The organism is Nonomuraea sp. NPDC049625 (genome assembly GCF_040675285.1).
Lineage (GTDB): Bacteria > Actinomycetota > Actinomycetes > Streptosporangiales > Streptosporangiaceae > Nonomuraea > Nonomuraea angiospora_A.
In genome coordinates this window covers 171,159-185,325 of record NZ_JBFAOQ010000011.1, presented here as the reverse complement: position 1 = coordinate 185,325, position 14,167 = coordinate 171,159, and the positions used below count along the sequence as shown (strand labels likewise).

General features: G+C 74.4%; 14 protein-coding genes. 11 read left to right on the top strand and 3 right to left on the bottom strand.

What is annotated here, in order from left to right:
- The first annotated feature begins 6 nt into the window (after positions 1–6).
- Genes AB0J87_RS39670 through AB0J87_RS39655 form a run of 4 tightly spaced genes read left to right on the top strand, consistent with a single transcriptional unit; the run spans position 7 to position 4,735 of the window.
- A complete protein-coding gene (locus AB0J87_RS39670; protein WP_350727815.1) occupies positions 7–429 on the top strand; it encodes a hypothetical protein in 423 nt (140 codons plus the stop codon).
- Entirely contained in the window at positions 429–1,307 is an 879-nt protein-coding gene (locus tag AB0J87_RS39665) for a hypothetical protein (protein WP_363974466.1), read from the top strand. The genes AB0J87_RS39670 and AB0J87_RS39665 overlap by 1 nt, the downstream gene beginning before the upstream one ends.
- 21 nt (positions 1,308–1,328) lie before the next feature.
- Positions 1,329–1,637, top strand: coding sequence for a YbaB/EbfC family nucleoid-associated protein (locus AB0J87_RS39660; protein ID WP_185074069.1), 309 nt, complete (start codon positions 1,329–1,331; stop codon positions 1,635–1,637).
- A gap of 56 nt (positions 1,638–1,693) precedes the next feature.
- A complete protein-coding gene (locus AB0J87_RS39655; RefSeq protein WP_363974915.1) occupies positions 1,694–4,735 on the top strand; it encodes a BTAD domain-containing putative transcriptional regulator in 3,042 nt (1,013 codons plus the stop codon).
- A 99-nt stretch (positions 4,736–4,834) separates the two neighbouring features.
- Here AB0J87_RS39655 and AB0J87_RS39650 read toward each other — a convergent pair whose 3' ends face one another.
- Positions 4,835–5,017: a hypothetical protein gene (locus AB0J87_RS39650; RefSeq protein ID WP_363974462.1), complete on the bottom strand. Its 183-nt coding sequence runs from the start codon at positions 5,015–5,017 to the stop codon at positions 4,835–4,837.
- A gap of 302 nt (positions 5,018–5,319) precedes the next feature.
- Between AB0J87_RS39650 and AB0J87_RS39645 the strand changes: the two genes are divergently transcribed.
- From AB0J87_RS39645 to AB0J87_RS39630, 4 genes are all read left to right on the top strand, one after another.
- The gene (locus AB0J87_RS39645) at positions 5,320–6,225 is read left to right on the top strand and encodes an ATP-binding cassette domain-containing protein (RefSeq protein WP_363974459.1); all 906 of its coding nucleotides are present in this window, start codon (positions 5,320–5,322) and stop codon (positions 6,223–6,225) included.
- A complete protein-coding gene (locus AB0J87_RS39640) occupies positions 6,222–7,013 on the top strand; it encodes an ABC transporter permease (protein WP_350727819.1) in 792 nt (263 codons plus the stop codon). The genes AB0J87_RS39645 and AB0J87_RS39640 overlap by 4 nt, the downstream gene beginning before the upstream one ends.
- Before the next feature lie 107 nt (positions 7,014–7,120).
- Complete coding sequence (locus tag AB0J87_RS39635) at positions 7,121–8,437, top strand: histidine kinase (RefSeq protein ID WP_363974455.1); 1,317 nt, start codon at positions 7,121–7,123, stop codon at positions 8,435–8,437.
- Entirely contained in the window at positions 8,428–9,072 is a 645-nt protein-coding gene (locus AB0J87_RS39630) for a response regulator transcription factor (RefSeq protein WP_363974452.1), read from the top strand. Before AB0J87_RS39635 ends, AB0J87_RS39630 begins: the two co-directional genes overlap by 10 nt.
- Positions 9,073–9,089: 17 nt before the next feature.
- Here the strand turns inward: AB0J87_RS39630 and AB0J87_RS39625 are convergent, their stop codons facing one another.
- Entirely contained in the window at positions 9,090–9,848 is a 759-nt protein-coding gene (locus tag AB0J87_RS39625) for a maleylpyruvate isomerase family mycothiol-dependent enzyme (protein ID WP_363974449.1), read from the bottom strand.
- 73 nt (positions 9,849–9,921) lie between these two features.
- Between AB0J87_RS39625 and AB0J87_RS39620 the strand changes: the two genes are divergently transcribed.
- Positions 9,922–10,842 (top strand): MerR family transcriptional regulator, encoded by a 921-nt coding sequence (locus AB0J87_RS39620; RefSeq protein ID WP_363974446.1) that lies wholly within the window; start codon positions 9,922–9,924, stop codon positions 10,840–10,842.
- Positions 10,843–10,987: 145 nt separating this feature from the next.
- Here AB0J87_RS39620 and AB0J87_RS39615 read toward each other — a convergent pair whose 3' ends face one another.
- Positions 10,988–12,202 carry an MFS transporter gene (locus AB0J87_RS39615; RefSeq protein WP_363974443.1) on the bottom strand — a complete coding sequence of 405 codons (1,215 nt, stop codon included), beginning with the start codon at positions 12,200–12,202 and terminating at the stop codon, positions 10,988–10,990.
- Positions 12,203–12,265: 63 nt separating this feature from the next.
- On the opposite strand from AB0J87_RS39615, the gene AB0J87_RS39610 reads away from it, so the two are divergent.
- Both AB0J87_RS39610 and AB0J87_RS39605 read left to right on the top strand, forming a co-directional pair.
- On the top strand, positions 12,266–13,222 hold the full coding sequence (locus AB0J87_RS39610; protein ID WP_363974440.1) for a LysR substrate-binding domain-containing protein: 957 nt from the start codon (positions 12,266–12,268) through the stop codon (positions 13,220–13,222).
- 20 nt (positions 13,223–13,242) lie between these two features.
- Positions 13,243–14,031 (top strand): NUDIX domain-containing protein, encoded by a 789-nt coding sequence (locus AB0J87_RS39605; protein ID WP_363974437.1) that lies wholly within the window; start codon positions 13,243–13,245, stop codon positions 14,029–14,031.
- The last annotated feature ends 136 nt before the right edge of the window (positions 14,032–14,167 follow it).

The window sequence follows — 14,167 nt, the reverse complement described above, 5'->3', positions numbered from 1 at the left end:
CCGCCGGTGCAGGAGCCCTCCCCGCGCCCGGCCCCGACCCAGGAGCCGGTCCAGCCCCCGAACGCCCCCAGCGGCGGCCTGGAGATCCACTGGACCTCGATCCGCCGCCTGGCCAAGCTCTTCGACAAGACCGGCGACGACGTCGTGGCGCTGCACCGCGGCTCCACCTCGCTGGCCACCACCTCCGACCTGGTCGGCGGCGACGACGACGGCCGCGCGTTCGCCGAGTGGTACAGCGACGGCTACGACTCGCTCACCGAGGCGATGCAGGGCATCGCCGACAAGAACTTCAGCTCGGCGGGGAACTTCCGCGACTTCGAGAAGTTCTGGGACTTCCTGGAGCAGCAGATCATCAGCACGCTGCCCAAGATCCCCGATCTTCCCGCGCCGCCGATCCCGCAGGCCCCGCCGCGCAAGGAAGGCGCCTGATGTTCGACCCCTTCCAGGCGCTGGCCTGGTTCGCCGACGTGCACGTGCCGGTGGCCGACGTGAGCAACCTGCGGGACCGTGCCAAGGCGCTGCGCGCGCTGGCCGAGTCCATCGGGAAGGTCGCGCACAAGACCGACGCCGGCGTCGCCGAGGCGCGCAAGGCGAACGACAGCCGCATCGTGGACCGCTTCGCCGACGTGTGGCCGAAGGAACTCGCCCCCCGCTACGCCGCGCTCCAGGAGGAGCTGCTGGACCTGGCGGCGGGCTGCGAGGAGTACGCCGACGCCGTCGAGGAGCACCGCGAACAGCTCCGGATCATCGGCACGTACCTCGCCGCCATGGCCTTCACGATGATGTTCGGCTTCGTCTACCCCCTCGCCAGGAAAGCGGCCGAGAAGGCGTTCCAATGGCTGGTGTCCAGGGCCAGGCTGGAGCGCACGATCTTCCAGAAGATCACCAGGATGATCCTGGAGGCGCGGATGGGCAAGCGCCGCGTCGGCAACTACTTCGTCCGCGAAGGGCTCGACGCGCTGGCCGACTCCGTGCTGTGGACCGTGCTCAAGACCGGCGTGCACGCGGGCAGCTCGGCCGCCACGGGGCAGCCGATGGGCAACCTCTGGGAGTACGCGGGCAAGCACTTCGCCGCCGAGATGGCCTACAACGGCGGCATCAAGGCGCTGAGCGACGTGCGCAGGTTCTTCCCCGCCACGAAGGTCACCGAGACGCTGCTGGGCTCGGACCCCGCGGGCAAGTTCTTCCGCCGCACGCTCTCGGCCGCCACCATCTACCCCCTGGTCGCCGGTGGGGCGATGTCGGAGCAGGGCGCGCTCCGCTCGGCGCTGGCGCACGCGCCCAGGGCCTTCATCTTCAAGCGTTGAGTGAGTGAGTGAGGAACACCGATGACGACACCCCGTACCGGAGACCCGGAGCTCGACCGCGCGCTGGCCGAGATGGCGGCGCGGACGGCCGAGCTCGAAGAGGTGAGCCGCCTGCTGGAGGAGACCCGGGGGCGCGGCGAGAGCGCCGGCGGTCAGGTCGTCGTGGAGCTCAAGCCCACCGGCTCGCTGGCCGGGCTGCGCATCGACCCGCGGGCGATGCGGCTGGGCTCGCAGGCGCTGGCGGACGCCATCGTGGAGGCGTTCCGGCGCGCCGAGGACGACGTGGCCGGACAGTCGTACGACCTGGCGAAGACCGTCTTCGGCACCTGACCGCCGCGCGGTTGGCGCGATATGGGGTGAATGGCAAGCTTGGTGCCGTGCGTGTGATGTTGCTCGGCCCGTTCGAGGTGCGTGACGGGGAGGGACGCCGGGTCGAGATCTCCGGTGCCAGGTTGTGCGCGCTGGTGGCCCGGCTCGCGCTGGAGCCGGGCCGGGTCGTGCCGTTCGACGTGCTCACCGCCGCCATCTGGGGCGAGCGCCCGCCGGCCGGCAGCGCCAACGCCCTCCAGTCGCTGGTCTCCCGCACCCGGCGGCTGGTCGGCCACGCCGCGATCGAGTCGCACCCGGCCGGCTACCGGCTCGCCGTCGACGCCGACGACGTGGACGTCTCCCGGTTCGAGCGGCTGGCCGGCACGGGGGGCCTCGCCGCGCTGCGCCAGGCCGAGGGGCTGTGGCGGGGGCCGGCGCTGGCGGACCTGGCCGGGCTGCCGTTCGCGGACAACGCCGCCGTACGGCTGGACGAGCTGCGCCTGTCCGCCGCCGAGGACCGGCTGGACCTGGAGCTGGGCGCGGGCAACGACGTGCTGGCGGAGCTGGGCCCGCTGGCGGCCGCGCACCCGCTGCGCGAGCGCCTGCAGGGCCTGCTCATGCGGGCCCTGTACGCGGCCGGCCGGCAGGCCGACGCGCTCGACGCCTACGAGCGGACCCGGCGGACGCTGTCGGAGGAGCTGGGCGTCGACCCGTCCGCCGAGCTGGCCGAGCTGCACCTGTCGATCCTCCGGCACGACCCGCAGCGCCAGGACCGCCGCCGCACCCGCCGGACGAACCTGCGCGCCCAGGTGACCAGCTTCGTCGGCCGCGAGCAGGAGCTGGCCCAGCTCGCCAAGGCGCTGGAGACCGGCCGGCTCGTCACCGTCGTCGGCCCAGGGGGCGCGGGCAAGACCCGGCTCGCCGCCGAGGTCGCCGAGCGCTCGGCCGATCTGGCGCCGGACGGCGTCTGGCTGGCCGAACTGGCGCCCGTCACCGACCCCCACGACGTCGCCAACGCGGTGCTCACGGCGATCGGCGGCCGGGACGGAGCCCGGTTCGAGGCCGGGGAGGGCGGCGCCGCCGAGCGGCTCGCGGAGGTCTTCGCCCAGCAGGGCGCGCTGCTCGTGCTCGACAACTGCGAGCATGTCGTGTCGGCCGTCGCCGAGCTGGTGGACCGGCTGCTGGGCGCCTGCCCCGGCCTGCGCGTCCTGGCCACCAGCCGGGAGTCGCTGGCCGTCGCGGGCGAGAGCCTCTATCCCATCCCGCCCCTGGAGTGGCCCACCGGCACGACCGAGGACGCCCGCGGCTACTCCGCGGTCCGCCTCTTCGCCGAACGGGCCGTGGCGGTCCGCCCCGGCTTCACCCTCGACGAGACCACCACCCGGGCGGTCGTCGAGATCTGCCGGCGGCTCGACGGCATGCCGCTGGCCATCGAGCTGGCCGCCGCCAGGACGCGCGCGCTGAGCGTGGAGCAGATCGCGGCCAAGCTCGACGACCGCTTCCGCCTGCTCAGCAGCGGCAGCCGGACGGCCCTGCCCCGGCACCGCACCCTGCAGGCGGTCGTCGACTGGAGCTGGGACCCGCTGTCCGGCGAGGAGCGGGAGCTGGCCATGGTGCTGGCGGCCTTCCCCGGCGGGGCCACGCTGGAGGCGCTGGAGGCGGTCAGCGGGCTCGACCCGCTCGACGCGCTCACGGCGCTGGTGGACAAGTCGCTGGTCGAGTTGTCCGGCGAGCGCTACCGCATGCAGGAGACGGTCAGGTCGTACGGGATGGCCCGGCTGGCGGAGTCCGGGCAGGACCGGGCCGTGCGGGACGGGCACGCGCGCCACTTCCTGCGGCTCGCCGAGGCGGCCGACCCCGGGCTGCGCGGCGCCGGCCAGCTCCACTGGCTGGACAGGCTGCGGGCCGAGCACGACAACGTCGTGGCCGCGCTGCGGTTCGCGGCCGACGCGGGGGACGCCGAGCTGGGCGTGCGGCTGCCGGCGGCCATGTGGTGGTTCTGGTTCCTGCAGGGCATGCGGATCGAGAGCGTGCACTGGATGCGTGGCGTGCTCGACCTGCCGGGCGAGGTGCCGGAGGAGCTGCGGCCCGTACGGCTGGCGCTCCAGGGGCTCGTCCACCAGCAGCTCGGCGACCCGGCGGCGGCACAGGAGACGGTCCAGCAGGCGCTGGACCTCGGCGACCGGCTGGGCGGGCCCGCCGGCGTGCTGCTGCTCTGCGCGCCGATGGTGCTGGGAGACCTGGTGGCGGCCGCCCGGGCCGCAGAACGGTCGATGCCGGGCCTGACCGGCTGGGAGCGGGCGTTCGCGCGGATGACGCTGTCCATGGCGGCCGAGAGCAAGGGGGACGTCAGCGGGGCGTTCACCCTGGTCGACGAGACGCGGCGGGAGATGGAGGCCCTCGGCGAGCGGTGGGGGCTGTCCTCCGCGCTGCGCGTGCTGGCCGACCACCACGACCGCGCGGGCGATCTCGCCGCCGGAATCGAGGCCAGGTCGCGGGCGCTGCGCCTGGCCGGTGAGCTGGGTGTCGTGGAGGACCAGGCCGCCATCCTGGCCAAGATCGCGCTCTCGTACGCGCGGTCGGGCGAGCATGACCGTGCCCGGTCGTACATGGACGCGTGCTGGGACTGCGTGGAGCGGTTGCGGCGGAGGGAGGGCGTCGAGTACGTGCGGCTGTCGCAGGTCGAGGTGCTGCTCCGGAGCGGTGCCCTGGAGGAGGCGCGGCGGGAGCTGACGGCGGTCGAGGATCCGTCCTGCCCTCCCGACGTGCGGGCCTGGGCCGCCTGCTATCGCGCGATGGCCGCGCTGCTCGACGGCGACCGGCCGAGTGCCGGGCCGTCGCTCGACATCGCGATGGAGCTGGGGGACCTGCCGATCCTGGCCGTCGCGGCGCAGGTGCGGGCGGCCGCGCTGGCCGACGACGAGCCGGCGCGGGCGGCGTACCTGCTGGGGGCCGCGACCGCGCTGCTCGGGACGGAGGACCGCAGCGGGTTCGGCGACCTGCTGCGGCCCGCGGAGCGGGCGCGGGCGGTGCTGGGGGACGAGGCGTTCGCCGCCGCGTACGAGAGCGGGGCCACGCTCACCCGCGACGCCGCGATCAGCGCCGTCCGCCCGGTGTGAGCGGCTTCAGGTGGAATAGTCGCAGCAGTCGCAACAGGAACAGTCCAGGCCACTCAGGTCACACCCGCCTCGGCCGCGGTGACGGGCGTCCCGCCTGTTTCACTGGGGCTGCCACCGGCCGCAGGTCAGGATCCCGGCCCCCGTCCTGCGGATCCAGCCGGGCCGCTCGTACGACGCCCGGAACGCCCGCTCCACCGCCCGATGCACCTCGGCGCCGAGCAGCGTGTCCACCAGGTGGCCGGCCGCGCCGCCTGGTCCTGCCCGTCCCGCAACGTCAGGCACAGCCCGCGCAGGTGCGCCCGCCAGGCCGCACGCGGCGACGGGCACCCGTGTGCGCCACAGGGACGGATGATGCCGAACATACGACCTCGCAGGATTCGGATTCTGGAGGCGCGATGCCCGGAGGCACAGCCGAACCCGGTATTTCCCCGTGGTCCGCACCCGAGGCGAGGCAGTACATTGTGCCGACCAGGCCGGAGGCGTCCCCGTTCGCCGCCGGCCTGGTCTTTTACGGCTTTCCGCCATCGAAGTCGGCGGCTCGCCCCCATACCCGCCGGACCCGAGGCCGCCTAGCGTGAGGCGGCGTGATCAGTCTGAAGGGTTTGAGCAAGAGGTACGGCGACCGTCCGGCGGTCGACGACCTGACACTGGAGCTGAGACCGGGCACGGTGACCGGGTTCCTCGGCCCGAACGGGGCCGGGAAATCGACCACGATGCGCCTGATCCTCGGCCTCGACCGCCCCACCGCCGGCACCGCGCTCATCGGCGGCGTGCCGTACCACCGGATCGGCAACCCGCTGCGCACCGTCGGCGCGCTCCTCGACGCCCGCGCGCTGCACCCGGGCCGCAGCGGCCACGCGCACCTGGTGGCGCTGGCCCGCGCCAACGGCATCCCCCGGCGGCGCGTGGACGAGGTGCTGGAGACGGTCGGCATGGCCGCGGCGGCACGCAAGCGGGCCGGGGCGCTGTCGCTGGGCATGAGCCAGCGGCTCGGCATCGCGGCGGCGCTGCTGGGGGATCCTGAGGTGCTGATGTTCGACGAACCCGTCAACGGGCTCGACCCGGACGGAGTGCGCTGGGTGCGCGGGCTCATGCGCTCGCTGGCCGCCGAGGGCCGGACGGTGTTCGTCTCCAGCCACCTCATGACCGAGATGCAGCTCACCGCCGACCACCTCGTCGTGATCGGCAAGGGCCGGCTCATCGCGGACGCGCCGCTGTCCGACGTCATCGCGGGCAGCTCCCTGACGGCCGTGCTCGTCCGCACCCCGCACGCCGGCGATCTCGCGGTACGGCTGCGCGCCGCCGGGATCGCGGTGGACCGGTACGGCGAGAACGAGCTGGAGGCCACCGGCGCCACCCTCGAAACGGTCGGCGACCTGGCCTACGAGGCCGGGATCCGGCTGCACGAGCTGCGCACCCGGGAGGCCTCGCTCGAACAGGCCTACCAGGAGCTGACCGCGGGAAGCGTCGAGTACGGGGCGGGATCATGAGGACGTTGTGGCAGGCGATCGGGTCCGAGTGGGCGAAGCTGTGGTCGGTCAGGTCCACGTGGTGGTGCCTGGCCTGCGCGGCGGCGCTCATGGTGGTGACCGCGCTCACGCTGGGCGGCGCGAGCGCCACCGACGCCCTGCGCGAGGGCCGGACCGGCGCGCGGGTGACGGCCAGCGAGCCGGTGGTGTCGGCGACGTCGTTCGTCCAGTTCGCGCTGGTGGCGCTGGCGATGCTGGCGATCACCTCGGAGTACTCGTCCGGAAGCATCCGGGCCACGTTGCAGGCCACGCCCGTCCGAGGGGTGGTGCTGGCGGCCAAGGCGCTGGTGGTGGCACCGGTGATGGCCGTGGCGGGCGTGCTGTCGGGGGCCGTCGCGACGGTGGTCGTCCAGGTCGTGCTGTCCGGCGCTCTGTTCGGCGGGCTCGTCGTGTCGCCGATCGGCGAGGTCGTGCCGGACCTGCTCGGGGTCGGGGCGTTCTTCGCGCTGGTGTCGGTGATGACGCTCGGCGTCGGCGCCGCGATGCGTAGCGCGGCGGGCACGCTGACCGTGGTGTTCATGCTGCTCATGGGGCTGCCGCTGATGTTGCTGACGACGGGGAGCCAGGCGGCGCTGGACGCCTCCTTGCGGATGCCGACGTTCGCGGGGCTGGCGTTCATGGGGAGCGCGGACAACCTGGCCGGCGGGCCGATGCCGTACTCGGCGGGGGAGGGGCTGGCCTGGCTCCTCGCCTGGACGGCGGCGGCCCTGGCGGCGGGCCACGCGGTGCTGCGCCGCCGCGACGCGTAGCGCGGCGGCCCGCGATGCCTGGAGCGGTGCGGATGATGCGGGGAGCGGTGCGGATGATGCGTGGAGCGGTGCGCGTCGTCAGGGGGTTGCGCCTAGAATTCACGCCCGTGTCAGGCAGCAGGGCAGCCCGGGTGCTGGCCGGGGTCGTCCTCGGGATGGCCCTCGGCCTCGTCGAGCTGGTTTTCCTGTGCGTGGCGTGGCCCGCGTGCCTGGTCCCCGCCGCCCGGCCCGCCGTCGTCCGAGGCCTGGACAGGCTGATGGCGCTGGAACGGGCCAGGCTGTCCGGCTGGCTCGGGCACGAGGTGGCACGGCGGGACGGCGGCTACGGCTTCCTCGCGGCCCGCGCCGCCCTGGGGGTCCTGGGCGGGTACCTGTGCGCGGCGGGCCTCTTCCTCGGCGGGCTTCTGCTGGTCGGCGGCCTGTGGGACCTCGCATGGGGGCGGGCCGAGCCGGTGCCGGTGAACCTGCCCGGCGTCAGGATCGTCACCAGCAGCGGCATGCTCGGCCTGACCGGCGGCGCCGTGCTGCTCGCCCTGGTCACCCTCATGACCCTGGCCGTCGGATCGCTCGAACGGCGGCTGGCCGACCACTTCCTCGGCCCCGGCAGCCACGAGCTGATGCGCCGCCGGATCGCCGAGCTGACCGCCACCCGCTCCGGCATCGTCCGGGCCGTGGACGACGAGCGGCGCAGGATCGAACGCGACCTCCACGACGGCGTCCAGCAGCGCGGCGTCGCGCTCGCCATGCTGCTGGGCCGCGCCCGGCACAGCGCCGATCCCGGGGCGACCACCGAACTGGTCGCCCAGGCGTACACCGAGTCGCGCCAGCTCCTCGACGAGCTGCGCAGCGTGGCCTGGCGCATCTACCCGACCGCGCTCGACGAGCTGGGGCTGCGCGCCGCGCTGGCGGGCGTCGCCGACCGATCGAGCGTGCCGGTGACCGTCCACGACGGGCTGGCCGGACGGCCCGTGTCGGAGGTGGAGACCGCGCTCTACTTCGTGGCCCGCGAGGCGATCACCAACACGATCAAGCACGCCGGGGCGCGTGACATCCTGGTCGTGCTGACGGAGGACGAGCGGGCGGTGAGCGTGGTGATCTCGGACGACGGCTCGGGCGGGGCCGATCCGACGGGCGGCGGGCTGTCGGGGCTGGCCCGGCGCGTGCTGGCGCTGGACGGGGAGTTCACGGTCGAGAGCCCGCCGGGCGGGCCCACCAAGATCGCCGCCACCCTTCCGAAGACACCGCCCGGCGGCTCCCCCGAGGCGCCGGAGGCCGTCCCCGGGGCATCCGGGGGCGTTTCCGGAGCGGTGCCCAGCGGGCCCCGAGCGGGGTCGAGCGGGTCCGGGGCAGGGTTGAGCGGGCCTGGAATGGCATCGTCCAGCGGGTCCGGGTCCGGGGTGGAGGCGGGCTCGTCATGCGGGTGATCCTGGCCGACGACTCCGTGCTGCTGCGCGAGGGGCTCACCCGGCTGCTCGACGACGCCGGTCACGAGGTGGTCGCCGCCGTCGGCGACGCCCCCGCCCTGCTCGCCGCCGTCGAGCGCCACCGCCCCGACGTGGCCGTGATCGACGTCCGCATGCCGCCCGGCCACAAGGACGACGGCCTCCGGGCGGCCCTGGAGATCCGCGACCGCCACCCCGGCGTCGGCGTGCTGGTCCTGTCGCAGTACGTCGAGCAGCACTACGCCGCCAGGCTCATGGCCGGCTCCACGCGGGGCCTCGGCTACCTCCTCAAGGACCGGGTCTCGGAGGTGGCCGACTTCCTCGACTCGCTCGAACGCGTACGCGCGGGCGGAGCCGCGTTCGACCCCGAGGTGGTGCGGCAGCTCCTGGCCCGCACCACCCACGCAGACCCGCTGCGCGGCCTGAGCCCGCGCGAGGGCGAGGTGCTGCGGCACCTCGCCCAGGGCTTCGTGAACGCGGCCATCGCCGAACGCCTGCACGTCTCGCTCAGCACGGTCGAGAAGCACGTCAACGCCATCGTGGAGAAGCTCGACCTGCCCCGCGACCCCGACTACAGCCGCCGCGTCCTGGCCATCCTCCGCTACCTGGACACGTGAGACCCGGGCGGCGAAGGCTAGAACGCCATATGGGCCAGCCAGTGCTCCAGCAGCGCACGGTCCCCGGAGACCGACACCCGGGCGTCGTCGAGGGGAAGGCGGCGGGAGCACACCAGCATGAGGTCCGCGGCGGCCCCCGACACCACCGCGTCCGCCTCCACCGGCCCGTGCTCCCACCACAACCCCCCGGGACTCCTGACGATCATCCAGCCGTCGCCCACGTGCGGTCGCACCCCCAGCCGCTCGCCCCGGCCGCGCAGCTCCACCAGACTCGGCTTCAGCGACTCCGAACCCGGAGAGGCCAGCATCTCCATACCCTCGGTGATCACGTCGGCCGCGAGGTCGTCGGCGATCCCGAACGCGGCCCCCGTCGTGGCCGCCGCGTCGTAGTGGTGGACGGCGGTGTCGCACAGCATCCTGCGCAGCCAGAACGCCGCGGGCCGCGGGCCCAGGAACGTCCACACCTCGGTGTCCGCCCCCACCTGCCCGATCGCGCCGATCAGCTCCTCGGCGCCGTCGCGCAGCCACCGCTCCCACCCCGCCGGCGCACCCGGACCGGCCTGCCCCGGGTCGGGCACCGCGAGCGGCTCGCCCTTGCGCAACATCTCGGCCGCCCACCGGTGCGCCTGCCCGATGTGCCCCACGAGAGTACGCAGCGACCATTCCGGACAGGTCGGGACCATCGCCTCCGGATCCCCTCCGGCCGCCGCCCGGGCGAACCCGGCCGTCTGCTCCCGCAGCCCTTCGACCATCCGTGCGGTGTCCAGCATCGTCATGACGGATCTCCTCTCGATCTCTTCCGTCCTCTTCCGCCGGTACGGTAGAAACTCCAGTCCAGTGGAGGTGCAAGTGCCTTTGCACGAGGAGACGCTGGGGATCGGGGACCTGGCGGCGCTGACCGGTGTCCCGGTGCGGACCATCCGCTTCTACTGCGACGAGGGCATCATCGAGTCGGTCCGCAGCGCCGGCGGGCACCGCAGGTTCGAGCCGGCGGCGGTGGAGCGGCTCGGTCTGGTCAGGCGGTTGCGCGGGCTCGGGCTGGGGCTGCCCGCCATCACCGGGGTGCTCAACGGCGAGCGTTCCATGGCCGAGGCCGTGGCGGCCGAGCGGGCGGCGCTCGACGTGCAGCTCGCCGACCTCGCGTGGCGGCGCGCATCCCTGCGGGCGGTCGAGGAGGCGAGCCCGGCCGAGCGGGCGGCCCGGCTGGACCTGCTGGCCGCGGTGGAACGCGGGTACGCGGCCCGCGACGCGCTGGTCGACTTCTGGCGGCGCACGATGGTGGCGCCGGTGTCGGAGGAGATGTTCGCCGGGTTCGTGGCGATGGCCGTGCCCCAGCCGCCCGCCGACCCCACGCCGCCGCAGGTGGTCGCGTACGCCGAGCTCGTCAGCCTGGTCGGCGACCGGTCCCTGCTGCGCGGCCTGCTGGCCAGGGCGCGGGTCAACGTCGAGCTGATCGCCGACGAGGACGAGCTGATGAACGGGGTCGCCGAGGCGTGCGCGCTGGCCATGCCCCTGGTGCTGGCGGGTGAGCGGCCGCGGGTGGGCCCGGAGCTGGACCGGTTCGTGGAGGCGCACGCGTCGGTGCGGGGCAGCGGCGACACCCCGGCGTTCCGGCGGGAGCTGCTGGCGAACGTGGCGGCGGACGGCGACCCGCGGATGCGGCGGTACTGGCGGCTCGTGGGCGAGGTGAGCGGGGAGGCGGCCACGCTGGGCGCGACGCACCTGTGGCTGACCGACTCCCTCGAACGCTCGATCCGCTCCACCCGCTGAACCACCCGTGCCGGCGCTCCGTCCGCCGCGCCCGGCCGGCTGTCCCTCGCGCTCGCCCGTCCGCCTGCGGCGTCCCGGCCCCCGACCGTCGGTCAGGTCTTCGCGAACCTGTGCCCGCCGCCCGGCGCGGAGACCGGGGTGACGGTCACCTTGAGCGGCGGGTCATGAGGACGGCGAGGACCGCCAGCGCCAGCCAGGCCGACGTGAGCCCGATCAGCCAGGCCCAGCCCGCGTGCCCGTACACGACGCCGCCCGCCGTGCCGCCGAGGCCGCTGCCCAGGTAGTAGCAGAGGGTGTAGACGCCGGCCGCGCGGCCACGGGCGCTCGGGGGCGCCTCGGCGGCGACCCAGGCGTTGGCGATGGCATGCGCCGCGAAGAACCCGGCGGTCAGTACGGCGAACCCGGTCACGATGAGCGGCAGCGACGGGTGCGCGGTGAGCACGGAGCCCGCCACCGTCACGGTCAGGGCCGTGACCAGCGCCTTCGTCCAGCCCAGCCGGGCCGCCAGGCGTCCGGCGGCGGCAGAGGAGGCGGTGCCCATGGCGTAGGAGAGGAAGACGAGGGAGGCGGCGGCGGGGGCGAGCGACAGGGGAGGGGCGGCCAGGCGGAACCCGGCGGCGTTGTAGAGCGCCACGAACGCCCCCGTGGCCAGCGTCCCCACGGCGAACGGCCCGACCAGCCCGGCCCCGATCCGAGCCCTCCGGACGCGCCGGGCACCCGGCGACCCGCGCCCCGGGGTCTCCGACCCGGGCCCAGAAGTCTGCGATCCGGGCTCCGGGACATGGTCGCGCGGGAGTGTGAGGGCCGCGAACAGTGCGCACAGCAGGGACAGCACCGCCACCGCCAGCAGCGCGCCGTGCCACCCCATCGGCCCGGCGGCGAACCCGGCGCCGAGCCGGCCCAGCATCCCGCCGACCGAGTTTCCGGCGATCATCGCCCCCACCGCGGCGGGCAGCCGTGCCGTACCGACCGCGTCGGCCAGGTACGCCGCCGCGACCCCGGCGAACCCCGCGACCGCCACCCCCTGCACCGCCCGCATCACCAGCAGCACGGGGAAGGACGGGGCCAGCGGCAGGAGCAGCCCGATGATCACCGAGGCCAGCACCGACCAGACGATCACCCTGCGCCGCCCCACCCGCCCGGCGAGCCACGCCACCGGCAGCACGGCCACGGCCAGCGCCCCGGTGGCCACGCCGATGGTCAGCGAGGCGCTGCCCGGATCCAGCCGGAACCCGGCGGCGAGCTGCGGCAGCACGGGCTGCGGCGCGTACAGGAGGGCGAACGACGACACCCCGGCGGCGGCCACAGCCGCACTGACCCGCCGCGTGTCACGAACCGGAGGAGCCTCGAGAACCACCACGCCTGCAACGCTAAGCAAGGCTAATAAATACGTCTAATGCAGGAATGGGCGATAATTCATACCATGATGGATGAATCGGCCGACGAGCGGCTGGCGGCTCGGCTGGCGCCCGCGCTGGCCCTGCTGGCCGCCGTGGGTGAGACGGGTCACGTGACGCGCGCCGCCGAGCTGCTCGGCATCCCGCAGCCCACGGCCAGCCGCCGCCTCGCCGCGCTCGCGGACCTGGTCGGCGCCCCGCTCGTCGTACCCTCCGGCCGTGGCATCCGCCTCACCCGGGCGGGCCGCACCCTGGCCGGCGCCTCCGCCCGCGCCCTCACCACGATGGCCGCCGCCGCCCGCGAGGTCCGCGAGGAGATCGACCCGGCCTCGGGCCGCATCGTCCTGGGCTTCCTTCACCTCCTGGGCCGCACCCTCGTGCCGTCCCTCATCGGCGGCTTCCGCGAGCACCACCCCGGCATCCGCTTCAGCCTGGTGCAGGGCTCGCGCCACGACATGATCGAGGAGCTCCGCGAGGGCCGCATCGACCTGGTGTTCGTCGCCCCCATGCCCGTGGACGCCCCCGACCTCGCCGGTGCTCGCCTCGCCGACCAGGAGCTGGTGCTGTCCGTGCCGCCGTCCCACCGGCTCGCGGCGCGGGCGCGGGTGCGGGCGGCGGAGCTGGCGGGGGAGGAGCTGGTGACGCTGGAGCCGGGGTACGGCCTGCGCCAGATCACCGACGACCTGTGCGCGGCGGCGGGGTTCGAGCCGAGGATCGCGTTCGAGGGCCAGGAGACGGAGACCGTACGCGGACTGGTGGCGGCCGGGCTCGGCGTCGCCGTCCTGCCCCGCTCCACCCACCCCGCGGCGGACGCGACCGCGGCCGGCGTGGTGGAGATCCCGCTGTCCCCGCCGCTGTACCGGACCATCGGGGTGAGCTGGCTCCAGGACGCGCGCCTTCCGCCGGCCGTACGGGCCTTCCGGGACCACGCCCGCGCCGGCACCACCGCCCTGGGCCCGGGCTTCCGCCCCGCCACCCCCTGAACCCCGTCAGACTGGTGGCCATGAATCACGATGGCGATGCCGGCGTGCCGGGTTCGTTGGCGAGGGTGCTCGCGGACGTGACCGCCGAGCGGGTGGCCCAGGACGTGCGGTGGGGCATGCAGCTCCTGCCCGACGGCACCGGGCACGAGGGGACGGCGGCCGAGTCCGGCCGGGCCAGGTCCGAGACGGACGCGGCGGCCGAGGCCGGGACGCTGACGTGGCGGCACGTGCTGGCGGAGGAGGTGATGGAGGCGTTCGCGGAGTCGGACCCGGAGCGGTTGCGCGCCGAGCTGGTCCAGGTGGCCGCCGTCGCCGTCAAATGGGCCCAGGCCCTCGACCGCCGCGCACCCCTCACCCCCGATCGAGGGCTGCCGAGGGAACGTTTCCGGGCGATCGTCGACGTGCACGTGCTCCTCCTCCGCGACTCCACGGTGCTGCTCGGCAGGCGGGCCGGCACCGGGTACGGCGACGGGCTGTGGCATCTGCCCTCAGGCCACCTCGAAGCGGGCGAATCGGCGACCGAGGCGGCCGTCAGGGAGGCGGGCGAGGAGGTCGGCGTGACGATCGATCCGGACGACCTCAGGTTCGTCCACGTCATGCACCGGGCCCCGGAACGCCTCGGCCTCTTCTTCGCCGCCGACACGTGGACCGGCGAGCCGTACAACGCAGAACCGGACAAATGCTCTGAGATCGCCTGGTGGCCCTTGGACGGCCTGCCCCGCGACATGGTCGGCTATCCGGCGGCGGCCATCGCCAACGTCGTGAACAGCGTGCCCTACGCCCTGCACGAATGGTCTACACCTCGATGATGCGCCGTACGTAACAGAAGGCAGATTGGTGACCGCGACGGCCTGCGGATCCTGCGACGTGACTCGGAAAGCACTACACAGCCTTGACGCGGCTAAAGGCCTGCTGTTGAACTCGGAGGTGTCGAGCGGGAGGCGG